The organism is Paenibacillus sp. SYP-B3998 (assembly GCF_010820665.1).
Classification (GTDB): Bacteria; Bacillota; Bacilli; order Paenibacillales; family NBRC-103111; genus Paenibacillus_E.
On the sequence record NZ_JAAIKC010000001.1, the window covers coordinates 79,942 to 103,812 of the forward strand.

Annotated in this window: 19 protein-coding genes and 1 other annotated feature; of the genes, 17 read left to right on the forward strand and 2 right to left on the reverse strand. The window is 46.7% G+C overall.

Translation table 11 applies throughout. From position 1 onward, the window contains the following. Nucleotides 1-3: 3 nt before the first annotated feature. From GK047_RS00355 to hemL, 8 genes are all read left to right on the forward strand, one after another. On the forward strand, nucleotides 4-720 hold the full coding sequence (locus GK047_RS00355) for a precorrin-2 dehydrogenase/sirohydrochlorin ferrochelatase family protein (RefSeq protein WP_163940072.1): 717 nt from the start codon (nucleotides 4-6) through the stop codon (nucleotides 718-720). Between the two features lie 2 nt (nucleotides 721-722). Then, a complete protein-coding gene (hemC, locus tag GK047_RS00360) occupies nucleotides 723-1,667 on the forward strand; it encodes a hydroxymethylbilane synthase (protein ID WP_163940073.1) in 945 nt (314 codons plus the stop codon). Nucleotides 1,668-1,671: 4 nt separating this feature from the next. Further along, nucleotides 1,672-3,204 (forward strand): uroporphyrinogen-III C-methyltransferase, encoded by a 1,533-nt coding sequence (cobA, locus tag GK047_RS00365; protein ID WP_163940074.1) that lies wholly within the window; start codon nucleotides 1,672-1,674, stop codon nucleotides 3,202-3,204. 67 nt (nucleotides 3,205-3,271) lie between these two features. Then, a complete protein-coding gene (gene hemB, locus GK047_RS00370) occupies nucleotides 3,272-4,267 on the forward strand; it encodes a porphobilinogen synthase (RefSeq protein ID WP_163940075.1) in 996 nt (331 codons plus the stop codon). A gap of 169 nt (nucleotides 4,268-4,436) precedes the next feature. After that, nucleotides 4,437-5,501 carry a uroporphyrinogen decarboxylase gene (gene hemE, locus GK047_RS00375; protein ID WP_163940076.1) on the forward strand — a complete coding sequence of 355 codons (1,065 nt, stop codon included), beginning with the start codon at nucleotides 4,437-4,439 and terminating at the stop codon, nucleotides 5,499-5,501. A 1-nt stretch (nucleotide 5,502) separates the two neighbouring features. Beyond that, nucleotides 5,503-6,450, forward strand: a complete 948-nt coding sequence (gene hemH, locus GK047_RS00380; RefSeq protein ID WP_163940077.1) for a ferrochelatase — start codon at nucleotides 5,503-5,505, stop codon at nucleotides 6,448-6,450. Continuing rightward, nucleotides 6,447-7,907 carry a protoporphyrinogen oxidase gene (gene hemG / locus GK047_RS00385; protein ID WP_163940078.1) on the forward strand — a complete coding sequence of 487 codons (1,461 nt, stop codon included), beginning with the start codon at nucleotides 6,447-6,449 and terminating at the stop codon, nucleotides 7,905-7,907. Before hemH ends, hemG begins: the two co-directional genes overlap by 4 nt. Before the next feature lie 63 nt (nucleotides 7,908-7,970). Continuing rightward, entirely contained in the window at nucleotides 7,971-9,269 is a 1,299-nt protein-coding gene (gene hemL / locus GK047_RS00390; protein ID WP_163940079.1) for a glutamate-1-semialdehyde 2,1-aminomutase, read from the forward strand. Between the two features lie 53 nt (nucleotides 9,270-9,322). On the opposite strand, the gene GK047_RS00395 is transcribed toward hemL, so the two are convergent. Further along, nucleotides 9,323-10,807 (reverse strand): phosphodiester glycosidase family protein, encoded by a 1,485-nt coding sequence (locus GK047_RS00395; RefSeq protein WP_240343722.1) that lies wholly within the window; start codon nucleotides 10,805-10,807, stop codon nucleotides 9,323-9,325. A gap of 266 nt (nucleotides 10,808-11,073) precedes the next feature. On the opposite strand from GK047_RS00395, the gene GK047_RS00400 reads away from it, so the two are divergent. The 6 genes from GK047_RS00400 (at nucleotide 11,074) to GK047_RS00425 (ending at nucleotide 20,863) form a co-directional block, all read left to right on the forward strand. Next, complete coding sequence (locus GK047_RS00400) at nucleotides 11,074-11,961, forward strand: RluA family pseudouridine synthase (RefSeq protein WP_205516178.1); 888 nt, start codon at nucleotides 11,074-11,076, stop codon at nucleotides 11,959-11,961. 118 nt (nucleotides 11,962-12,079) lie between these two features. Further along, nucleotides 12,080-13,192, forward strand: coding sequence for a LysM peptidoglycan-binding domain-containing protein (locus tag GK047_RS00405; RefSeq protein WP_163940080.1), 1,113 nt, complete (start codon nucleotides 12,080-12,082; stop codon nucleotides 13,190-13,192). Between the two features lie 297 nt (nucleotides 13,193-13,489). Further along, nucleotides 13,490-13,742, forward strand: a binding site (T-box leader). A 112-nt stretch (nucleotides 13,743-13,854) separates the two neighbouring features. Next, entirely contained in the window at nucleotides 13,855-16,524 is a 2,670-nt protein-coding gene (locus GK047_RS00410) for a valine--tRNA ligase (protein WP_163940081.1), read from the forward strand. A 62-nt stretch (nucleotides 16,525-16,586) separates the two neighbouring features. Beyond that, nucleotides 16,587-17,972, forward strand: a complete 1,386-nt coding sequence (locus tag GK047_RS00415) for a bifunctional folylpolyglutamate synthase/dihydrofolate synthase (RefSeq protein WP_481855914.1) — start codon at nucleotides 16,587-16,589, stop codon at nucleotides 17,970-17,972. Nucleotides 17,973-17,979: 7 nt separating this feature from the next. Further along, nucleotides 17,980-19,365: a UDP-N-acetylmuramate--L-alanine ligase gene (gene murC, locus GK047_RS00420; RefSeq protein ID WP_163940083.1), complete on the forward strand. Its 1,386-nt coding sequence runs from the start codon at nucleotides 17,980-17,982 to the stop codon at nucleotides 19,363-19,365. Nucleotides 19,366-19,498: 133 nt separating this feature from the next. After that, nucleotides 19,499-20,863, forward strand: a complete 1,365-nt coding sequence (locus tag GK047_RS00425) for an SPOR domain-containing protein (RefSeq protein WP_163940084.1) — start codon at nucleotides 19,499-19,501, stop codon at nucleotides 20,861-20,863. 49 nt (nucleotides 20,864-20,912) lie between these two features. Here GK047_RS00425 and GK047_RS00430 read toward each other — a convergent pair whose 3' ends face one another. Further along, nucleotides 20,913-22,187, reverse strand: a complete 1,275-nt coding sequence (locus tag GK047_RS00430) for an N-acetylmuramoyl-L-alanine amidase (RefSeq protein WP_163940085.1) — start codon at nucleotides 22,185-22,187, stop codon at nucleotides 20,913-20,915. A 136-nt stretch (nucleotides 22,188-22,323) separates the two neighbouring features. On the opposite strand from GK047_RS00430, the gene GK047_RS00435 reads away from it, so the two are divergent. From GK047_RS00435 to GK047_RS00445, 3 genes are all read left to right on the forward strand, one after another. Beyond that, nucleotides 22,324-22,575, forward strand: coding sequence for a DUF4321 domain-containing protein (locus GK047_RS00435; protein WP_346010261.1), 252 nt, complete (start codon nucleotides 22,324-22,326; stop codon nucleotides 22,573-22,575). Nucleotides 22,576-22,631: 56 nt separating this feature from the next. Then, nucleotides 22,632-23,234 carry a Maf family protein gene (locus tag GK047_RS00440; RefSeq protein ID WP_163940086.1) on the forward strand — a complete coding sequence of 201 codons (603 nt, stop codon included), beginning with the start codon at nucleotides 22,632-22,634 and terminating at the stop codon, nucleotides 23,232-23,234. A gap of 120 nt (nucleotides 23,235-23,354) precedes the next feature. Next, the gene (locus tag GK047_RS00445; protein ID WP_163940087.1) at nucleotides 23,355-23,804 is read left to right on the forward strand and encodes an RrF2 family transcriptional regulator; all 450 of its coding nucleotides are present in this window, start codon (nucleotides 23,355-23,357) and stop codon (nucleotides 23,802-23,804) included. Nucleotides 23,805-23,871: the final 67 nt, after the last annotated feature.

A 23,871-nucleotide genomic window follows, 5' to 3' on the forward strand; every position in this document is an offset into this window, starting at 1 on the left:
GAAATGAAACACAAGTATCCAATTATGTTGAATGTAGAGGGGCGGAGATGTCTCGTTGTTGGCGGGGGAAGCGTAGCTGAACGCAAAATACGTTCTCTCTTAAGCGTTGGGGCTCTTGTAGCAGTGTTAAGTCCAGAAGTAACCGAAGGCCTTGTCGAGATGGCGTGCCGTGGTGAAGTAGTTCTATACAGACAGACGTTTTCGTTGAACCGAATGTCTGAAATTTTATCGGTAACAACCTCTCCTTTTATGCTTGTGGTTGCCGCAACGAATGTAGCCGAAGTTAATACACAAGTGTATGAAGCAGCAATAAGCCAGGGCTTGCTCGTCAATGTAGTCGACCAGCCCGAGCTGAGCTCTTTCATTGCACCATCGGTTATACGAAGAGGTAAGCTTGTCATTGCCGTTTCTACTGGAGGCGCAAGTCCTTCCGCGGCAAGGAAAATAGCCAAAGAGCTTGAACATACATATGGTACTGAATATGAGGTTTATTTTGATTTTTTAAGTGAAGTGCGCTTGAAGGTGCAGAAGCAAATCGCGGATAAAGAAACACGACAGATCTTGTTCAGAGAGATGTTGGAATGGGACGTGTTAACCAGAATTCGTTCAAGCACGTTTGAGCTATGGAAAGATGAACTATATACGCTTATAGATAAAGAACCAGGATTGTCTGCGATTGCGGCTTTTGGTCGGCAAGTACAGAGAGGCGGGGTTACATAGAAATGAGAACAATTACTGTAGGTACTAGACAAAGTGCGTTAGCCTTAACGCAGACAGGACAAGCGGTGGAACTGTTAAAGCAGTTAGCTGCTGAACATGGAATCGAATGTCAATTTGAAATTAAGAAAATTGTGACGAAGGGTGACCGCATATTGGATGTAACCTTATCCAAGGTAGGCGGTAAAGGTTTGTTCATCAAGGAAATCGAACAGGCTCTAATGGACGGAGAAATCGATATAGCCGTCCACAGCATGAAGGATATGCCCTTCGAGTTACCTGAAGGGCTTGTCGTAGGGGCTGTACCTCAGCGCGAGGATGCGCGCGATGCGCTGATTACTCGCGGATACAGCTCGCTGGACGAGCTGCCGCAGGGCGCTCTTGTAGGCACTAGCTCGCTGCGCCGCGCAAGCCAACTCCAGCACCGTCGCCCTGACCTTCGCATCGAGTCGATCCGCGGGAATATCGATTCGAGGCTGCGCAAGCTCGAAGAAGAGAATTTCGATGCGATTCTGCTTGCCGCGGCCGGTTTGCACCGGATCGGCTGGCAGGATCGCATCAGTGCGTATTTGCCGCCCGAGCTGTGTCTCCCTGCTGTAGGGCAGGGAGCGCTGTGCATCGAGTGCCGGAGCGGCGATGCGTTCATACTGGACCTGCTCGGCAAGTTCCAGCATGAGCCTACTGCGCTCGCGGTGCGAGCGGAGCGGGCCTTCCTGGGCAGACTCAATGGAGGCTGCCAAGTGCCGCTTGGCGCTTACGCGAGTATAAGCGAACCAAACTCCGGCGAAGAGCCGCTGCTGACGCTGACAGGCATGGTAGCGTCGCCAGATGGCCGTACCATGTTGAAAGAAGCGGCAACTGGAACAGATCCGGAAGCGCTTGGTTTGCTCGTAGCCAACAAGCTAATCGAGCAGGGAGCTGACCGCATCCTTGCTGAAGTAAGGGAGTGATCGGGTGAACAAGGGGAAGGTATACTTAGTAGGCGCGGGTCCAGGAGATCCGAAACTGATCACGATTCGCGGCTTGGAAGCAATCCAGAAGGCGGATGTCATCGTATACGACCGTCTGGCAAGTCCCCGTTTATTAAAACACAGAAAACCGGATGCTGAATTAATCTTTGTAGGCAAGCTTCCGGATAAACATATGTTGAAGCAGGAAGAAATTAATCAACTGCTGGTTGATTTGGCTATGAAAGGAAAAGTGGTCACCCGTCTTAAAGGCGGGGATCCAAGCGTTTTTGGACGCGTAGGCGAAGAAGCGGAGCTGCTTGCGGATAATGGAGTTACTTATGATATTATTCCGGGAATAACCTCTTCCATTGCAGTTCCAACTTATGCGGGTATTCCCGTTACACACCGGGACTTTACCTCATCCTTTGCTATCGTCACGGGGCATGAATACCCGAATAAAACGTACTCGAGCCTCGATTGGGAGCATCTTGCGAAAGCCATCGGCACGATGGTTTTTCTCATGGGAGTAGCTAATTTAGAACAAATCTGTCGCGAGCTGATTCGCTGCGGCAAACCGCCGCAAATGCCAGTAGCCCTTGTGCGTTGGGGAACCTGGACGGAGCAGCAAACCCTAACGGGCACCTTAGAGGATATTACTGAAAAGGTCAAACAAGCGAATTTCAAATCACCTGCTGTTATCATTGTCGGGGAAGTTGTGAAACTGCGTGAGAAGCTGGCGTGGGTCGAGAAAAAACCGCTATTTGGGCGCAGAGTCCTCGTTACACGAGCGCGAAGCCAAGCGAGCGAACTGGTTGATTTGATTGATGAGCTGGGTGGAGAGGCTGTGGAGTTTCCAGTCATTCGTCTTCAAACCCCAAGCCGTCCTGAGTCTTTGCTGGCGCTAGACGAAGCTCTTGATAAGCTTCATGAGTTCGATTGGATTTTGCTTACAAGCGTTAATGGCGTTGAATTCTTTTTCCGCAGAATGTTTGAGAAGCGCATTGATGTGCGGCGGATGGGGAAAGCGCGCATTGCGGCAGTGGGCCCTAAGACCGCAGAAGCCCTCGCTGAGCGAGGCATCATTGCCGATGTACTTCCTGATAAATATCAAGGAGAAGGCATGCTAGAGGCGATTCAATCGGAGCTAAAGCCAGATCAAAAGGTGCTGCTGCCGACAGCTGACCTTGCTCGTGATTATTTACCGTCTAAACTCAAAGAATTAGGGCTTCAGGTAACGGAAGTTGATGTGTACGAGAACGTGCTCTCCATCGAGGATGGGGAGGAAGTGGTTAGTCTTTTGCAAGATCAAGGCATTCATATTATAACTTTTACGAGTTCATCAACCGTTACAAATTTGCTGGAGGCTTTGAGACAGCTTGGGATCGAAGACCCGTTGGCTTTGCTGCAAAACGTAGAGATCGCTTGTATTGGACCCAAAACGGCAGAAACCGCTCGTCAGGTTGGTTTGTCGATTACGTATATGGCGGAAGAAGCAACCGTCGCTTCACTAGTTGAAAGCATAGCTGAGCGGAAATAACAACATGACATAACGGATAACGTTAACGTTAGTTATCCATCATTCATCAATAGGAGGTTGATTCCTTATGAGTTTTCCAGTTATTCGTAACCGCCGCTTGCGCGGTACAGCAGCACTTCGTAATTTGGTTCGTGAGAATCAAGTTACGGTGCATGATGTGGTGCAGCCTGTTTTTGTCACTTTTGGCACGAACATTAAATCAGAAATAACTTCCATGCCTGGTGTTTACCATTTTTCATTGGACCGTGTTGAAGAAGAAATCAAAGAAATTACGTCTCTGGGCATTCAGGCGATTCTGTTATTCGGAGTACCTGAGCATAAGGATGCTGTAGGAACGTCCGCTTACGACGAAGAAGGTATCGTACAGCAAGCGACTCGACGTATCAAAGAGTTAAACCCTAACTTACTGATCATTGCTGATACGTGCTTGTGTCAATTTACGGATACAGGTCATTGTGGTGTTATTCATCATAATCCAAGCACAGGACATGCTGATGTTCATAATGACCATTCCTTGGAGCTGCTTGTTCGTACGGCTGTGTCTCAAGCAAAAGCTGGGGCTGACATTATCGCTCCTTCCAATATGATGGATGGCTATGTCCATGCTATTCGCTCAGGTCTTGATGAGGCTGGATTCGAGAACGTTCCGATTATGGCGTATTCCGTTAAATTTGCTTCCGCTTATTATGGTCCTTTCCGTGATGCGGTTCACTCAGCACCCCAATTTGGAGATCGTAAAACGTACCAAATGGACCCGGCGAATGGTCGAGAAGCTTTACGTGAAGCAGAAAGCGATGTGATGGAGGGGGCTGATTTCCTCATGGTAAAGCCAGCGCTGGCTTACATGGACATCATTCGCCTGCTGAAGGACAACTTCGACTTGCCTGTGGTAGCTTACAACGTTAGCGCGGAATATTCGATGGTTAAAGCAGCAGCCCTACAAGGCTGGATTAATGAAAAAGATACGGTTATGGAAACGATGACGAGCTTCAAACGTGCAGGTGCTGACATTATTTTGACATACTTTGCTAAAGATATTGCTCGTTATTTGCAGAATCGTTAGGATCTTGATGGAAGAACCATTCACCCTAAGGCAATTAGGGGAGTGGTTCTTTTGTCATACTTTTGTCGCAATCCGTGGGCTTCCTTCGGTTGTGGCAGGCGTATAATTAGGGCATAATGGATGAGAATAGAAGGAAACATAATGGTTGGGAAAAAGAGGAAGGTGCCTCATGAGTTATAATGACAATTTTATTAAGGCTTGCCGTAAGGAAAACGTAGACACACTGCCTGTTTGGTACATGCGTCAGGCGGGTCGTTACGATCCAGATTATCGTAAAATTAAAGAAAAATATTCACTTCTTGAAATCTGTCAACAACCTGAGCTCGCAGCGGAAGTGACGATGATGCCGGTTAAAAAATTAGGCGTGGATGCTGCTATACTTTACTCGGATATTATGAATCCAGTTGCATCGCTTGGGGTCGATTTTGATATCGTCAAAAATATTGGTCCGGTGATCCATACACCTGTACGAACTGCTCAAGACGTAGAACGTCTCCGTCCTATCGATGTTGAGAAAGATCTCTCTCATATTATCCAAACGATTCAAATTTTACATAAAGAACTTGAGGTTCCTTTGATTTCTTTCGCTGGGGCTCCTTTCACGATCGCTAGCTACTTAATCGAAGGCAAACCTTCTAAGAGCTACATCCTCACCAAACAGATGATGTACTCGGAGCCTAAAGTCTGGTTTGCATTGATGGACAAACTTGGAGATATGGTCATTACGTACTTGAAATCTCACATTGCCGCTGGGGCAAAAGCAGTTCAGGTGTTTGATAGCTGGGTTGGAGCGCTTTCCCCTAGGGATTTCCAGATGTACGTATTACCTACAATGACTAGAATATTCAATGAACTATCCGATCTAAAAGAACCGAAAATTTATTTCCCAGGCGTAAGTTCTGGCGAATTGCTGCCTTACCTGACCCATCTACAGGCGGATGTTATTGGTCTTGACTGGCGTATTCCGATTACGGAGGGCCGCAAAAGAGTCGGGGACCGTTTTGCTGTGCAAGGAAACTTGGACCCTTACGTGTTGACGGCTCCGATGGGTGTCATTGAGAAACAAGCTAAAGCGATTATTGATGAGGGGCTCGAGCTTCCAGGCTACATTTTTAACTTGGGTCATGGTTTGTTCCCAGAGGCTTCCTTAGAGAAGTTGAAGGAGCTTACTACATTCATTCATACGTATTCCCATTCGGTTTTAACTCAACGAGCAGAAAAGAGTGGTGTCTAAAATGGCAAATCGTCGTGTTGGTGTGTTAGTTATGTCCTATGGGACTCCGGAAAGCTTGGATCAAATTGAAGCGTACTACACACATATTAGGCGCGGTAATCCGCCAACGGCAGAGCAGCTTCATGAACTGAAATCACGTTATGAGGCGATTGTGGGCGGGTTCTTTCCACTGCGGGAAAATACGAACAAACAGGTGAAAAGTTTAGAGAATACACTTAATCATGAACATCCTGATCTGGATTTCGTCTGTTACCAAGGCTTAAAGCACGCGCAACCTTTCGTAGAAGACGGGGTTGAGCAGATGGTGAAGGACGGTATTACGGAGGCTGTTGGCGTGGTGCTTGCCCCTCATTATTCGACAATGAGCGTTGGCGGCTACGTGAAACGAGCGAAGGAGAAGGCAGAAGAGCTGGGCTTGAAGATTGATTTCGTTCATAGCTATCATTTACATCCAAAGCTATTGGAAGCACTAAGCTCACGTGTCGAGAAGGCGCTGGAGAAATTTATAGACGTGGGCCCAGAAGACGTACGTGTTATTTTCACCGCGCATAGCCTCCCAGAGAAGATATTGGAAATGAAGGATCCATATCCAGATCAACTATTGGCGACATCCGAGGCAATCGCAGAACGTGTGCAGTTGACGAATTGGCAGTTTGGTTGGCAGAGTGCCGGTCAGACTGCAACACCGTGGCTAGGTCCAGATATTCTGGATGTTCTCCGAACCGTTCGGAAAGAAGATGATGTCAAAAACGTCTTGTTGTGTCCAATCGGTTTCGTATCCGATCATCTGGAAGTTCTGTACGATATCGATATTGAAGCGCAAGCTTTAGCTCAAGAGCTTGGACTTCATCTAGAACGTACGGAGTCGCTGAATACAGATCCCCTGTACATGCAAACTTTGAGTGATGTTGTATTCGAGAAAGTGACTAGTGTTTCGGAGTTGTCATGAGTACGACTAAACCGCACTTCCTGATTATCGGGGGGGGGATTACAGGACTAAGCGCTGCTTTCTATTTGAAGAAGAGCTTAGCGTCTGCTGGCATTGATGCTCATCTGAGCATCGTCGAGAAATCATCAGTGATGGGCGGTAAAATCCATACGATAGAGCGAGATGGGTTCGTCATCGAGAAGGGGCCGGATTCTGTTCTGGCGCGTAAACGACCAACCATTGATCTTGCGCGCGAGCTAGGCCTTGAAGGCGAACTGACCGGTACGAATCCCAAAGCGAAGAAGACTTACATTGTGCGACAAGGGAAGTTGCACCAAATGCCCCCAGGCCTTGTTCTGGGCATTCCGACTAAAATGGCACCGATGATGAAAACTGGACTCCTATCGCCACTTGGCAAACTGCGTGCTGCGATTGATTTACTAAAGCCCAAGCGCGAGGAAACCTCAGATGAGTCATTGGGGCACTTTTTGGAGCGCAGGCTGGGTAAAGAAGTATTAAAGCGTATTGTGGAGCCGCTCCTTGCTGGTATCTATGCAGGCGATACTTATAAGCTCAGTCTGAAGGCAACGTTTCCACAATTTCAAATGATGGAGCAGGAGCATCGGAGCTTAATCCTTGGCATGATGGCGAGTCGCAAAAATAGTGTAGAAGAAAGTGCCCACGTGCCTGCGGCCGTTCGTAGCTCGGCCTTTGTAACCTTTAAGAAAGGTCTTCAAACGCTTGTAACAGGTCTAGTAGGTGCGTTAGATGGCGTTAATATGCGGACTGAGGTTGGCGTCCTTTCGATGAAAAAACTTACGTCTGGGAAGACGGAAGTTATCTTTGAAGATGGACATCACGAAGTGGTTGATGGCGTCATTGTTTCCACAACAACATTTCAGGCTGCGGAACTTTTATCAGATTTGCCCGCTGCTGCAGTTTTAAAAAAAATTGAATATATTTCAGTAGCTAACGTGATCATGGCTTTTGATCGTAAGGACATTCCATTCGAGCTGGATGCTTCTGGTTTTCTGGTTCCACACTATGAAAATAGAGCAATTACAGCGTGCACGTGGACGTCAGCAAAATGGCTTCACACGGCACCCGAAGGCAAAGTATTATTGCGCTGCTACATTGGTCGGTCTGGACAACAGGAATGGTTAAAGTGGAGTGACGAAGAGCTGGTACAGAAGGCCCGTCATGATCTTGGTGAACTGTTAGGTCTTCAAGCCGTGCCGTTATTCACTGAGGTGACACGGTTGATTAAGTCGATGCCGCAATATCCAGTCGGTCACTTGGAGCAAATCGCGAGCTTTCGTAATGAGCTTGCTGCGACCATGCCGAGCGTATTCGTGACAGGAGCGGGTTTCCATGGAGTTGGAATTCCTGATTGTATTAAGCAAGGGCAGGAGGCAGCTTTACAGCTTGCTGATCACTGGATGAAGAGAGCGCAAAAAGAGCTGCAAGCTACGTTTTAATAACATAGGTTGATAACATCGACACATTTTTACCATATCTAGCAAGGTAGGAGTATGAAACTTATGAAAAATTCAAGCAGAATCGATACCCTTTCTTCTGCTGCTTTTGAGGCGTCTAAGAAAGTGATTCCGGGCGGGGTGAACAGTCCTGTACGCGCCTTTAAGTCGGTTGGTCTAACTCCGTTGTTTATGGAAAAAGGCGTTGGATCCCGCGTAACGGATATCGATGGAAACAGCTATATTGATTATGTGGGTTCATGGGGTCCGCTAATCGTTGGACATGCTCATCCCGTTGTTTTAGAAGCGATTAAGGCTACGGCAGAAAATGGCACAAGCTTTGGAGCGCCGACTTTGTTGGAAACCAAAATGGCTCAACTGGTCATTGAACGTGTTCCGTCTATCGAAATGGTCCGCATGGTTAATTCAGGTACGGAAGCAACGATGAGTGCCCTTCGGCTAGCTCGCGGATTTACGAAGCGGAACAAGATCGTCAAATTCGAGGGCAGCTATCATGGGCATGCGGATGCGCTTCTTATTAAAGCAGGCTCTGGCGTAGCGACCTTAGGGTTGCCAGATAGTCCAGGTGTGCCAGAGGGTGTCGCTGCAAACACGATTACAGTGCCTTACAATGATTTGGAATCGGTCAAACTCGTATTTGAAAAGTTTGGCGAGGATATTGCTGCGCTGATCGTGGAGCCAATAGCAGGGAATATGGGCGTTGTCCCTCCAGCTCATGGCTTCCTTGAAGGCCTTCGTGCAATAACGAAGCAGTATGGCACCTTACTTATCTTTGACGAAGTAATGACTGGTTTTCGCGTTCACAAGCAGTGTGCACAGGGCCTGTATGGCATTACCCCGGATCTGACTTGCCTTGGCAAAGTTATTGGAGGAGGGCTGCCGGTAGGCGCATATGGCGGCCGACTGGATATTATGGAGCAGATTGCTCCAGCAGGGCCGATCTACCAAGCAGGCACGCTATCGGGAAATCCCCTTGCAATGGCAGCGGGGTTCGCGACACTATCTTTGCTAGGAGAGCCGGGAGTATATGAGGAATTAGAACGCAAATCAGCTCTGCTGGAAGCTGGTTTTGTAAAGAATGCGGCTGAGGCAGGTATTGCGAGTACAATTAATCGTGTCGGTTCCATGATTTGCCCCTTCTTCACCGAGCAGAAGGTGATTAATTACGAAACGGCTAAAACCTCGGACTTAGGCAAGTTTAATGCGTATTTTGGCCATTTGCTAGATCTTGGTGTTTCGGTTGCACCATCCCAATTCGAAGGCATGTTTATGTCCACTGTTCACACGGATGAGGATATTGCAGAAACGATAAATGCTCATCGCGAAGCATTGAGACGTCTATAAGGCAAACAAAAGAAGCTGACCCAATCGGGTCAGCTTCTTTTATGTATACCGTATTAATTCGTTTTGGTCGATGGTTCAGATGTCGGAGATGCGGAGTTCCCGGTGCCTGTTTGTGATTGCTGAGCTGAAGGGCTTGCGCTAGCCACAGGTGCCTTACTCTCTTTAGGCGCTGAGGAGGCCCCAGCGTTGTTGCCTCCTGTTTCAGTTCCATTCCCTGATCCTGTAGTTGCATTGTTATTTCCTTGTGCATTCCCTTGATTAGGGGAAGCTGTTGGTGAGGATTCCGGCTTTCCAGACTGGCTTGGTTTGACTGATCCGTTATCCGTGCTGGATGGCGGATTGGATGCCCCATTTTTCCCAGCTTGCACATCTGAGCTTGATTGCGGTTTGGTCGAAGGCGTTGTTGATGGCCTCGGAGTCGCCGTTGATTTAGGTGGATTCGCTTTTTTCTCTGCTTGCTCTTTCAAAAATTCAGGATGGTCATAAGCGCCACCTGGATCGATTGTGGTGAGACCTTCCCAGATATTTTTCACTTTTACATCCTCTGGATGGTCAAAAACAAGAAATGCCGATGGCAATCTACGCTCTCCGTAACGACTTGAAGGTTTGGTGACCAAGTCATTGTTGTAAACTAATTCAGATGAAGCGCCACCATCTAAGAAGCCTGCATTAATGACGCCATCCTCAAGAAATAGATCCTGAACTTCTTTCAGCGTTGCTCCTACGCTATGCGTTTGACGACCATCAATGACGATGAAAATAACGGTTCCGTCCGCTTTTTGGCCGACAGCTGTGCGAGGCGCTCGTCCCCATCCGCCATCACCGCTAGTAATGAGCGGCTTGCCGTTAGCGATAACGCGGGGATAGAAAGACACAGCTTCCGTCACACTAAGTTTAACAAGATCATTAATCGTGTACTTACCGATAATGAGGGTTCCTTCTTTGGTAAAGCCAACAATGTGTTGAGGTATGGAGCCGTCTTGGTCGGTATAAAGGATGTTGCCTCCGGACATAATAGCTCCAATTGGGGCAAAACCATTTCCAAGACCGTCTGGATCATTAAATCCTCCGCCATTGACACCTGCGACAGCTCCAGTACGAGAAACCATGGATGTAATTCGTTCTCCTTCACCTTTCTTGGAAGGAACAACCACTCGAATTGTTCTAGGGTCATAAACGTACATTTTTTTGCCCTTCCAGAACTGGCCGGAAATGTCTTCAACTTTCACTAGACTCTCCATAGAGCGGTTTTTGTTATACTTCACCGCATGTAGATCTTGTTTCTCTACAGAGTTAATTTCTGTAAGATTCTGCATTTCTTGAACAAGCTGGTCTCTACGCTCCGCTCCCACGAAAATCCAAGCCCAATCGCGATGTTGCGTTGTGATGACCGTCTTGGCCAAGTACTCGCGGATATATTCCCCAGGCGGGGTCAAAAATAAAAAGCTTGAACAAAGAAAAGCTAACGCTGCTATGACAAGCAGCATTCGTTTCAGCCAACTATAATTACGAAAATGATCCATTATTGCAGTACCCAAGGTTGTTCCTCTCCTGCTCTCTTTTTCTATTTACTCTATGTTGTCGAAAAAACTCAATACTAGACTTATATTATCATAATTTCACATGCAATTGTTATTGGTAATTGTTAAAATAAATTGTACGATATTCCTCATCCTTAAGGAGCTTTCATAATTATGAAAAGATATTACTTTTTTGATTTCCCGATAGATCTATGGGTACTGATGTTTGGCTTTCTTCTTATTTTATTCGTCATCGTGATGGCCTTCCGTAAAGGGACTCGGTCATGATCGATTGGGTTCGCCAAGGAGAATGGCTTGAGCTGCCTATTCCTCATGACAAGTGGAAGCCGCTGCAGCCGCGTGCGATTGAAGAGTTGGAAGGCATATTGCGGGTGCCTCGCAAACTATTTCTGAGATTAGCGTCTCAAGGCGGCGTCCGCGTGCTAGACAATAAGCTATTGCTGCATGTGTTCCCCAAGGAGAAGGCTGCTATTGCGCCAGAGGTTTATCAGCTTGATATCGGGTATGAAGATGATTTCTGCCTTGTTGTTAATAAACAAGCAGGCATGTCCATTCACCCCGCTGAAGTTGGCCAAAAAGGGACGTTGGCTGCTGCTGTAGCATACTACTACGCTTCAACGGGCCAAGCCTGCTCGATTAGACATATTCATCGCCTGGACCAAGACACAACAGGCGCTGTGCTGTATGCCAAAAATGAATGGGCACACATTTTGCTTGATGAAGCCATGCGGGAGAAACGAATCGATCGTAGATATGTAGCCATCGCGGAAGGGGTGTTCCGCAGCAAGCAGGGAACGATTGAAGCCCCCATTGGCAAGGATCGCCACCACGCGGGCAAACGTCGTGTAACTCCTGGAGGTGATGCAGCGGTTACCCATTATCAAGTACTAAAGCAAATGAAGAGAGCAGCGCTAGTCGAACTTGAACTGGAAACAGGACGCACCCATCAGATTCGCGTGCATTTACATTATTTGGGTCATCCTTTAATTGGAGATTCGCTTTACGGCGGATCTACAAACTTTCTGCGTCGGCAGGCGCTTCATGGAGAGAGACTGTTGTTTGATCATCCTGTAACTCGTAAACAGATTGTTGTGCAAGCCGCTTGGCCGCAAGACATGTTAGCCTTGTTGGAGAAGCTGAACACTTTATAAAAATGTAGTCATGCCTAGCCCGACTCACCCATATACTTTTAAAGACAAACAAGGTAAATGGTTGAACAATTCGAAGGTTTGCCAGTACTTCGAATTAGAGGAAGGGAGGATCTATATAGTGGCTGAACAACAAACAGGCTTAAGATTTGATATTTATGAACGTGTCCATTTGCAAGAAGGGTTAGCGGGGATAGAGGAGTTAAACGATGTCGAGCTGCTTCCGCATATTCAGGTAATTACTCTTGATGATCAGGCTATTCTCAAAGGGAATTTGTTGTTAACAGGCAATTATATCAGTGATGGAAGCCAAGAGCCTCGATCTTTAGAACATTTGATTCCTGTAGAAATTACCCTTCCGTTGAATCGTATTCATCGGGTAGAGGATATTTTGGTTGAAATTGAGAACTTTGATATTGATCTTTTATCAGAAAGAAGCTTGAATGTGACAGGCGTCTTGTCTTTGCAGGGAGTAGAAATGGTGTCTGCACCTGTGCAAAGTTGGCGTGAGGAAGAAGAGATAACTTTTGTCCATCAGACGGATCACCCGCGCTTTGAGCCGGGGCCTCCAACGCCTCCCCCAGCGCCTACGGTTTCAACAGGTCCAGTTGCTGGAGAGCCAGAATCTTCACTAACTGCACCTGCGCAAGTAGTGCCAGCGCCGATACCTACCTCTTATCAAGAGCCAGCGACGCACACATCAGAGCAGTCGTACGCGGCGCCGTTTACTCAATCGCCACTCGTCCAACAACCAGAGGCTGCGATTGAAGAACCCCCAACGACTGAACAGAATGACCTTATTATTGGACAAATTGAAGATACAGAATTGAAGTTGACTGACTATCCAGAAAGCACGATTGTTACGGAGGAAAAGAAAGAACTCAAAGTTGCCTTCGGAAAGAAAGCGAATGAAGCCGTTGATATTAATCCGCACGGCATCAAATCGCTTTTGTCCAAAGCGGGCTCGTTTCTTCACGACAAACGTAAAGAAGAAGCGCAAGCTGCGCTTGCAGAAGAAACGAGAATAGATGCCGTTGAATGGAAACGTCTATTTTTACAAAGCAGCACAAGCTCGAATGAATTCCGCAAGTTGAAAATGTGCATCGTGCAGAGGGAAGAGACGCTGGAGACGATTGCCAAGCGCTATCAACTGAATCCTCGCGAGCTTCAATTGTTAAACCGTCTCAGCGATCAAGACGTCAGTGTGGGCCAGGTCATTTACCTCCCTAAATAAAGTACATAGGCAAGAGCCTCTAGCTGCGTGATGATGCGGCTGGGGGCTTTTATGTTGTTTGCATGGTCTTTTGTTCGGAAAGGCGCTACAAGCTCTATTTGCTTGATCAGTAGCGCGAACTGGAGGCATTAATTGGAGGCTGTTGATGTGAAAACAGATTATTATGCAAGTTTGCTGAAAAATCAGAGTTCCTTTTCATATGAAGCATAATTTGCTTATAATCGGTAATACTTGAAGGATATATTGACTCTATTTCAAATGTTCGTTATCATATGATGTAAACCATTTTGAGTTATATTGGAAACGTTGAACGGGAGTAGTAGGCGGTATGCCCTTCAGAGAGTGGAACTGCAGCGCTGAAAGGTTCCATAGGAAGCAGCCGATCGAAGTCGCCCCGGAGTTGTAAGCGTGATAGGAAGTATGAGTACTGCTCATACATTTTTTAGCGTTTGCCGGCCGCAGCCGTTATCTGTTTGAGAGCCACGCGCTTCTTATTTGAAGTTGTGTGGAATGAAGGTGGTACCACGGAAGCAATCCTTTCGTCCTTTGCGACGAAGGGCTTTTTTTATTTTCCGGCCTCATAACATAAAAAAGGCCAAATACAAGGATTCACAGGCTTCCTATGCCTGTTTGACAGCGATAATAGTGATGGAGGTATTCATATGACCGAAGCCAATGAAACGAAAGCGCAGCTCGAAATGCCGACTACGTATGATCCGAAGGAAGCAGAACGCAAATGGTACGACTACTGGATCAAAAATGAATATTTCAAAGCCGGTAACCGTCCGGATGCAGAGACGTATACAATCGTCATTCCGCCTCCTAACGTGACAGGGATGCTGCACATTGGGCATGCGCTTGATTTTACGCTGCAGGATATTTTGACGCGCACGAAGCGGATGCAGGGCTACGATACGCTCTGGCTCCCAGGATCTGACCATGCTGGGATTGCAACGCAGACGAGAGTGGAGCAAAAGCTGCGCGAGCAAGGGCAGAGCCGATACGATCTCGGACGTGAGAATTTTCTAGAGAAAGTTTGGGAATGGAAAGATCAATACGCGAATACGATTCGTGAGCAGTGGGCCAAAATGGGCTTCTCGCTTGATTATTCACGCGAGCGTTTTACTCTCGATGAAGGCTTATCACAAGCGGTTCGTGAGGTGTTTGTAAGTCTATATAAAAAAGGCTTAATTTATCGTGGAAATTATATTATTAACTGGGATCCGGCTGCGCGCACGGCATTGTCCGACATCGAAGTTGAGTATAAAGAAGTTCAAGGCGCTCTTTACCATTTGGAATATAAAACGACAGATGGTTCAGGCTCCATTGTTGTTGCAACGACGCGACCTGAGACCATGCTTGGCGATACGGCTGTTGCCGTTCATCCTAAGGACGAGCGTTATCAGCATCTCATTGGCAAAATGCTGCATCTCCCCATCGTAAATCGTGAGATTCCTGTTATTGCCGACGAATATGTGGAAAAAGAGTTTGGAAGCGGAGCGGTTAAAATTACGCCTGCCCATGATCCTAATGATTTCGAAGTTGGTAAACGTCATGACCTTCCACAAATTCTTGTGATGGATGAATCTGGAACAATGAATGCGAACGCGGGTCCTTATCAAGGCATGGATCGTTTTGACTGTCGCAAGCAAATTGTAGCGGATTTGAAAGAGCAAGGTGTGCTTCTGAAAATTGAAGAACATGTGCATCAAGTGGGCCATAGCGAGCGAAGCGGCGCGGTCATCGAGCCGTATTTATCCACGCAATGGTTCGTGAAAATGCAGCCTTTAGCCGCTCAAGCGATTGATGCGCAAAAAACAGGCAAAGGCGTTAATTTCGTGCCGGATCGTTTCGAAAAAATTTACTTGCACTGGATTGAGAATGTGCGCGATTGGTGTATTTCCCGTCAGCTGTGGTGGGGACACCGAATCCCGGCTTGGCACTGCGCAGATTGCGGCGGCGTAACTGTAGAGTGTCAAGACGCGACAGTTTGCTCGCACTGTCAAAGCACGAATATCAGTCAAGATAATGATGTACTTGATACTTGGTTCAGCTCCGCATTGTGGCCGTTCTCAACCCTGGGCTGGCCCAATGAGACGGAGGATTTGAAGCGATTCTATCCGACGGCTGTACTTGTAACAGGTTACGATATCATTTATTTCTGGGTATCTCGAATGATTTTCCAAGGTTTGGAGTTTACGGATCAAATGCCGTTCAAAGATGTGCTGCTTCATGGGCTGGTGCGTGATTCAGAAGGTCGTAAAATGTCCAAATCGCTTGGCAATGGCGTTGATCCTTTGGAAGTCATTGAGAAGTATGGGGCGGATGCTATGCGTTATATGATTTCCACAAGCAGCACACCGGGCCAAGATCTTCGCTTCCGCTGGGAACGTGTGGAGCAGGCGCGTAATTTTGCTAATAAAATATGGAATGCTTCCCGCTTTGCTCTGATGAACCTTGAAGGTGTAACTGCTGCGGATATCAATCTCACAGGCAAATTAGGCACAGCAGATCGTTGGATTTTGCATCGCTTGAACGAAACGGTTCGTGATGTCACGCGATTGATCGATAGCTATGAATTCGGCGAAACAGGACGTTTGCTGTACAACTTTATATGGGATGATTTGTGTGATTGGTATATTGAGTTCAGTAAGCTTAGCTTATATGGGACTGATGCAGAAGCGAAGAAAACAACACAGTCTGTTCTTGCTTATGTGCTCGATCAAACCCAACGCTTGATTCATCCATTCATGCCGTTCATAAGTGAAGAGATCTGGCAGCATCTGCCACATGTCGGCGATACGATTACGTTGGCAGCATGGCCAAAAGAAGATCCAGCATTTGAATCTCCGGAGGCCGTTCGTGAGATGGAACTTCTCATGGAAGCAATTCGATCCGTTCGCAACATCCGCGCTGAAGTGAATGTGCCTATGAGTAAGAAGGTTGAACTGCTAGTGAAACCGGCGGGTAGCGAGGCTCAACATATTCTTCGCACGAATGAAGAATACTTGCGCCGCTTCTGTAACACATCCCTACTTGAAATCGATGCAGAGATGGCAGCGCCTGAGAAGGCGATGACGGCTATTATTACAGGCGCGGAGTTATTCTTGCCGTTGGCAGGCCTTATTGATATCGCTCAAGAATTAGTTCGTCTGGATAAGGAACTGCAATCCCTCCATGGCGAAGTTGAGCGGATTGAGAAAAAACTAGGTAATGAAGGTTTTGTTGCCAAGGCGCCTGCCAAAGTGATCGACGAGGAGAAGGCCAAACTGGCTGACTACGTTGACAAGCGGGACAAAGTCATTGCTCGCTTAGCGGAATTAAAAGGATAATGATTGGAAAATAATCTAATTGCCTAGTTACGAAGACAAGGTGATTCATATAGTAAATGAGGATGAGGTCAATGAACGAAATTAAAGATTCCAATCCGACTTCTTTTCAGACAGCAAAAGAAGCGATTGCATGGATTGTAGGGCGTATGGAGAAGCTTGGCATCAAGCCAGGTCTCCAGCGCATGCAAATGCTCATGGAGAAGCTGGGTCACCCGGAACGCAGGCTCCAGTTCATTCACGTAGCAGGAACGAACGGCAAAGGCTCCACTTGCGCGTATTTAACCTCTGTGCTGCGCACATGCGGGTATGATGTCGGTTCCTTTACTTCTCCTTATTTGGAGAAGTACACGAATCGTATTCAAGTTAACGGAGCAGATATTGAAGATGAAGAGCTGCTGCGCCTAGTAAATAAAATGAAACCTATCGTAGATGAGATTGCAGAGACAGAGGTTGGGTCTCCGTCTATGTTTGAAATCTCTACGGCATTGGCCATTTTATATTTTGCGACAGTTGCTTATCCGGATTATGTGGTATGGGAAACAGGTCTAGGGGGAAGGCTGGATAGCACGAATATCGTGAATCCGATCGTTACCGTTATTACCAATGTTGGTCATGATCATATGGAAATACTGGGAGATAGCTTGGAAATGGTCGCTGCTGAGAAGGCAGGCATCATTAAAGCTGGCGTTCCCGTCATCACAGCAGTTGAGCCTCAGGACGTGTGGAATGTGATCGCGAAGACGGCTAAAGAAAAGAAAGCAACCCTTTACTCACTTGGCAATCAATTCGATTATACGACCGTTTCGAATCAACTGGATCATCAAATTTTTGATTTTTCCGGTCCTTTTCGCAATATGAAGGAACTACCGATCTCGCTAAATGGTAAGCATCAGCTGACGAATGCGGCTGTTGCCGTTATGACACTGGAAGTGCTTCGTCAGTATAACGCTTGTATTGTAGAAGATGATGTCCTTCACAAAGGTCTCTTTGAAACACGCTGGCCTGGTAGACTTGAAATGGTCTCTCACGATCCTCGGATTTTACTTGATGGTGCGCATAATCCTGAAGGTGCAGAAACATTAGCTGCTGCGCTGCAAAGTGTATACAGCTATGGGAAGCTCCATTTAATGATAGGGATGCTATCAACGAAGAATCATACAGGCTATCTCAGGCATATACTACCATTGGTGGATACTCTCATTCTTACGGAACCGAATTTTCATAAAAAAGGAGACGCTTCCCGACTTGCTGAGCTTGCTCAGGAACTGCTGCACGATATGGATCGTAAGGTTGATATCCTAGTAGAACGAGATTGGAAGCGAGCTCTAGAAACTCTAAAAAGCAGAACTGAGCAGGATGATCTGGCGGTCGTATCCGGCACGCTGTATTTAATCTCCGATGTTCGTTCTTGGATTACCTATCAAACCGATTCTGAAAAGGGATGGTGAGAACGGCGTGAGTCAAGCAGAACATGTACATTTTATCGGCATCGGCGGATACGGAATGAGTGCCATTGCCAAGGTCATGCTTGAAATGGGATATCGCATTTCGGGCTCTGATTTAGCTCAGCAGGAGCTTACAGATAAGCTAAAAGCAAAAGGGGCACAAGTATATATCGGACATGAGGCGCGGAATGTATCAGGCGCAGATCTGGTTGTTTATTCCACAGCGCTTTCCAAAGATAACGTGGAGATGCAAGCGGCTGAGGAACTGAACATTCCAATTATCCATCGCTCTCAAATGCTCGGACGGCTTATGAATGAGCGCAAAGGCATTGCTGTAGCAGGGGCGCATGGCAAAACAACGACTTCTTCGATGATTGCTCTTGTGATGGAGATTTGCAAGTTGGACCCGACCTATATTATCGGTGGGGAGATTATGAACGTGGGCAGTAATGCTAAAGCAGGCAAAGGGGAGTTCGTTGTTGCCGAAGCAGATGAGAGCGATGGTACCTTCCTTCAATACCATCCAACGCTTGCGTTAGTAAACAACATTGAAGCCGATCATTTAGAAAACTACAATGGGGATTTCGAAAACCTAAAAAAAGCGTATGCGCAATTTCTTAGTCAAGTGAGACCTGGCGGGAAAGCTGTCGTTTGTAAGGATGACATTTTCTTAAGTGAAATGATCCCGCAAATTAAAAGCGAGGTTATCACGTATGGTATAGATGCGGATGCTGATTACGTAGCTTACGATATAACTTTGGGGGACCGCAAGGTTACTTTTAGCGTACAGCACAAGGGTACAAACTTAGGTCAAATCTCACTGTCCGTTCCTGGAAAGCATAATGTTTATAATGCGCTTGCGACACTTATCACATGTTTGGAAGCTGGTCTTTCTTTTGATCAGATCGCCGATGCTATTCTAGAATTTCGAGGAGCGAAGCGGAGATTTCAAGTTTTGGGCGAAATTAATAATATTTTGGTTATCGATGACTATGCTCATCACCCAACAGAAATCCAAGCGACAATCTCAGCGGCGAAAGCAACTGGCAAACGGATTATAGCGGTCTTTCAACCGCAACGCTATACGCGGACCTATTATTTATTCGAGCAGTTCAGCCGTTCATTTGATGAAGCAGATGAGGTCATCATTACCGATATCTACTCTCCAGCAGGCGAGAAACGCATCGAAGGTGTGGATTCCGACAAGCTGGTGGGGCTCATTCGGAGTAACAGCAATCCGAACGTTCAGCATATTCCGACGAGGGATGAAGTGCTCGAATATTTGATTCAGCACGTGAAGCAAGGGGACTTGGTGCTCACGATGGGGGCAGGTGACATCTGGAAAGCGGCAGACGGCTTGGCTAAGACGTTACGCAACCAGTATGGTACTAGTTAGTTAAGCAAGATAAAAAAGATCGCTAGCAGGCCTCTACCAGCTTGCAGCGGTCTTTTTTGCGCATTGAACATATTTGGATTCTCTCAAACATAATCTAGTAGTATAAGACAAGATTGGATAAGGAGAGAATACGATGAATAAAGCAAGAATTACATATCGCTTTAATCAAACGGATCAGTCTGAATCAAGCGGCAACACAAGAGGCCCATCGAACAAAGAGGACAAGGTGATTCCACTCTACCAGGAAGAATTTGCAGTCATAGAAACGCAAGAAGATGAGAGTCCCTCAGTGGGGAGCGTTACACCCACGCAAAAAGCAGAAAGGCAGCAAGTCGAGAGTATGTTTGAATCTCATGCCTTAAACACGTTCACGACGGATTTCGGCAACTGGAACAGTTCCATTGAGACGGAAGGGCAACGAGTGGAACGTATCATTCGAGAGTCACAAACAACTGCTGAGAAACCAGTGGATCGTGTTCAGTCTTCAGATAGACCAACACCGGAAAAGAATAACAATCCAGAGGATTGGACAACCTGGACGAATAGAGGTCCTTGGGTAGAACCGGAAGTTGGAGCTAGATATGCCAAATCCTCAGGCACACCTTGGATTCGAATCGCTACGTCTGTTGCAGGGGCAGTCATTACCGGTGTTGCCTTTGGATTTTTTGTCCTCTCCATGTTCTCCACAGAGCGACAACAAGGAGAGACTATTGGGAAAAATACCGTAACGGTGGCTTCCCCGAATGTGCAGACTACAGTTCCTAGCAAGGCAGCAGCAGGCACTGCTGTGACGGTTACGGATGCGCCTAAACAATCGACAAACCAGGCTCCTGCAATACCGGCAGCTACTGGGAACATCACGCAGGTTCAAATTCCTGCCAAAACATATGCTTTTTTGCAAAATGGCGTATTTAGCTCTTTGTCCAGTGCCCAAGCTGCGCAGGATAGCTTGAAAAAGAAAGGGTTAGCTTCTGCTTTGGACGGAAGCGAAAAGCTAGTCGTCTTCGTAGGTTTCGCACAAAGCCGAGATGAAGCATTAGCTTTGAGTCAACGATTGCAGGTGCAGGACAAATCTTTGGAGGTCTATATCAAAAATGTGGAGATCCCAGCTGCTTCGGAAATCCGTTGGAGTGGTAAGAAGCCAGAGACGTTCGGTTCCTTTATCGCACAGGGGGATAAACTCATTCGGAGTATTTCGGGGGTAACCGTTGCACACTTGGGGGAAACAAAGCCGACAGCGTTGCCTGATAGCTCTCTCCAAATGATTCGCTCTTCACATCAGTCGCTTACAGCTTTGTCTGCGTCGGTTAATGAAGGACTTGGCGATGAAGGGAAGCCGCTCGTGCATAATATGACAACAGCATTGGGCAGTGCGGTTCAAGCTATGGAGGAGTATAAGAAAACGCCATCCACCGCCATACTGTGGCAAGCTCAATCTTCCATGATGCAGTACATTATTGCACAAAAGGAACTGCTCAAGAATGTTGTCGTTTCGTAAATAAATAAGCAGCCTATCGCCGTTGACTTTTCGGTGATAGGCTGCTTATTTATTTGGAATCGTAACGATCCATCATAGCGGCAATTTCCGCTCTCGTTATGGTTCGTTCAGGTTTAAAGGTGTTTTCGCTAGTTCCATTAATAATACCTAAATGCTTCAAAGTGTAAATCGCATTTGCACTCCACAGTGTGGCGGGTACATCGTCAAATGAGGGGTAAAGTGCTTTAGGCCTTTGTTTGGCCGCAGACTGTGCCATTTGAAGTAACCGATCGAATAGAACGGATACCTCACCTCGCGTGATGGATTGATCGGGACGAATCGTACCGTCTTCATAGCCTTGAAGCAAGTTCAAATCTTTCGCTTTTGCGAAAATGGGACTTGCCCAGTGAGTTGCGGGAAGATCTTTGTATTGTTTATTAGACGTGAATGTCGCAGACGAGCTATTGTTGAACGAGCAGCCATACACTGCTGCTGATACTGTTGAGCTATTGCTCGAACTGCAGGGATCTTTTAGTTTGCTGAATGTAAATAATCGATCCATCAACGTTAGAAATTCAGCTCTCGTTAATGCCCGTTCGGGCTCATATCGATTGCCGATGCCTTCGATCAGGTTTTTGTTTTTCATGCGCAGGATAGCTTCACGCGCCCAGTGTCCTATTGTGTCTGTGAACACGGGAGGCGCGTATGCTTCGATGCCTCTTTCAATACCGATAGCCATACGCGTGCGTGCGGTATCATCGGCTAGTAAAGCGGCATCGCCAGTATTGCTTAGAAAAGCGGTCTCAACCAGAATACTGGGGATGGTTCCCATTCTAGCGACATAAACAGCGCTTGGTACGAGGCCTAGATTCACAGTGCCAGAAGCGGCGAGCAAGGAGTTCAACACATGTTGGGCTAGATCTTTACTATAAGGAGTCATTAGCTTCATTGTATCGCTTGCTGGATAATCCTCTTGGGGATAAGCATCATCATAGTAGAGTACCATCGATCCATTTGTTTTCGAACTCGTGTGTGAGTTTGCGTGAACGGATACGAATAAGTCGGCTTTCAAGCTATTCGTGAATTCGACTCGTTGGGCTAATGACCAATAGCGATCGTCCGTTCTCGTCATGACGACATCATAGCCTCTGCGAGCGAGTTCGTCCCTTAATTTTTGCGTGATGTCCAGATTGACATCCTTCTCATTCAAGCCGTTAATACCGATGGCTCCCGGATCGCTACCACCGTGGCCGGCATCGAGGACAACTTTGTAAGCGAATGCTTGATATGGGAAAGCAAACGTAAGTAAAAATGACAAAATGAGGAGTTTTTTCAGTAAGTTCATTTGCAGCAGTACCTCCAGTTACTATCTTACTAGGATCAGCTCGCTGTGTAAGCAGGTAAGATACGCCATTCGATCATGGTTTTCATGGAAAAAAGAAGAACATGCAAGTATAATAGGCTTGTACATAAAAGAGAGGATGGCAGCAATGAAAAAAGGCACCGTCACATTGATCATATTCTTAATCGTGGGGCTCATAACCGGAATCATCGTAGGCCAGCTGCTGGCTCCAGTACCTGCTCTTGCATTTTTGACTAAATCTGCTCAGATCAGTTGGGAGCCCAAAGCGGATTTACAAGTAGTGAAATATGAGTTTCATCTTCTGGTGAAACTAAACTTGTGCAGCATTCTCGGATTAGTCGGAGCTTTCCTCCTATACCGCAAGCTGTAAGCGGAATAGAGAGCGCAACTTGGTGAAATTATCAATCATGTTAGGAGTTGTTCATATTGAGCCATAACCCTACTCAAAGGCTTATTCTTGCTTCGTCTTCGCCGCGCAGGCAGGAGCTGATCCAATCGCTAGGACTTCCCTATATCATTCGGGTTAGTGACGCAGATGAGACCGTCGAAGGAGAAATTACCCCTGCCGAAATCGTGGAATTACTTTCTTTACGTAAAGCTTCCGCTGTACGCGAGCTGCTTCAGGACTCAGAGAAGCATGGAATTATTGTGGGATCGGACACCATTGTCGTTTACCAAAATGAGGTTCTGGGGAAACCGGTTGATGAAGAAGATTCGTTTCAAACGCTCAAAGCGCTTCAAGGCAATACACATGAAGTGTACAGCGGTGTTGCCTGTTTGGATGCGAATACAGGCAGACATGTTGTTTCTCACTGTGTAACTCGTGTATCGATGAAGCCCTTATCTGATGATCAAATCAGACGTTATATCGCAACTGGGGAGCCTAAAGATAAAGCGGGTTCTTATGGCATTCAAGGACTCGGCGCCACCACGATTAAATCGATTGAAGGCGATTATTTCAATGTGGTAGGTCTTCCACTATCTTTACTAAGCGACCTTCTGCTTTCCTTTGATATTCAGGTCTTGTAACTGCCGCTTCGTGCTGAGGTGATCCTTGTTGATGGTTGGTGCGCATTGACTGTGTAATCTGTAACGGTTACAATGACAGTAAGCGATAAGACTTCGCATTTTACTGGGAGGTATCTGGCCATGAACAGCGAATTTACGATAGCCGTTCACAGTCTCGTATTGCTGGCTCATTTGCCTGATCATATGGCAACTAGCGAAGAAATTGCTGTGAATGTTTCTACGCACTCTGCTCGCATTCGCAAAGTGATGGGTTTTCTTCGCAAGGCAGGGTATGTAGCGACGAAGGAAGGCATCGGTGGCGGTTTTATATTGAGCTGTGATCCCCATCAAGTTACACTTGGTGAAATATATCGTTTAACATGCCAAGGATCTCTGAAGCCAAGTTGGTGTTCCGGTGATGAGAGTAAGCCCTGTGTAATATCCTCGAAGATGGATCGATTGATGGGAAAAGTGTTCTCGGATGCGGAAAAGCAAATGGAAATGTATTTCGATCAGCATACCATTGGCAGTATGCTCCAACGCATTATCGAATTGGAATGCCCACAATTGAATAATGAGCAGTTGTCCTAGAAGCCCTCGGATCTTTCATAGCCGAGGGTTTTATTTATGCCTATAGAAGGCGCTGAGTAATGAATGG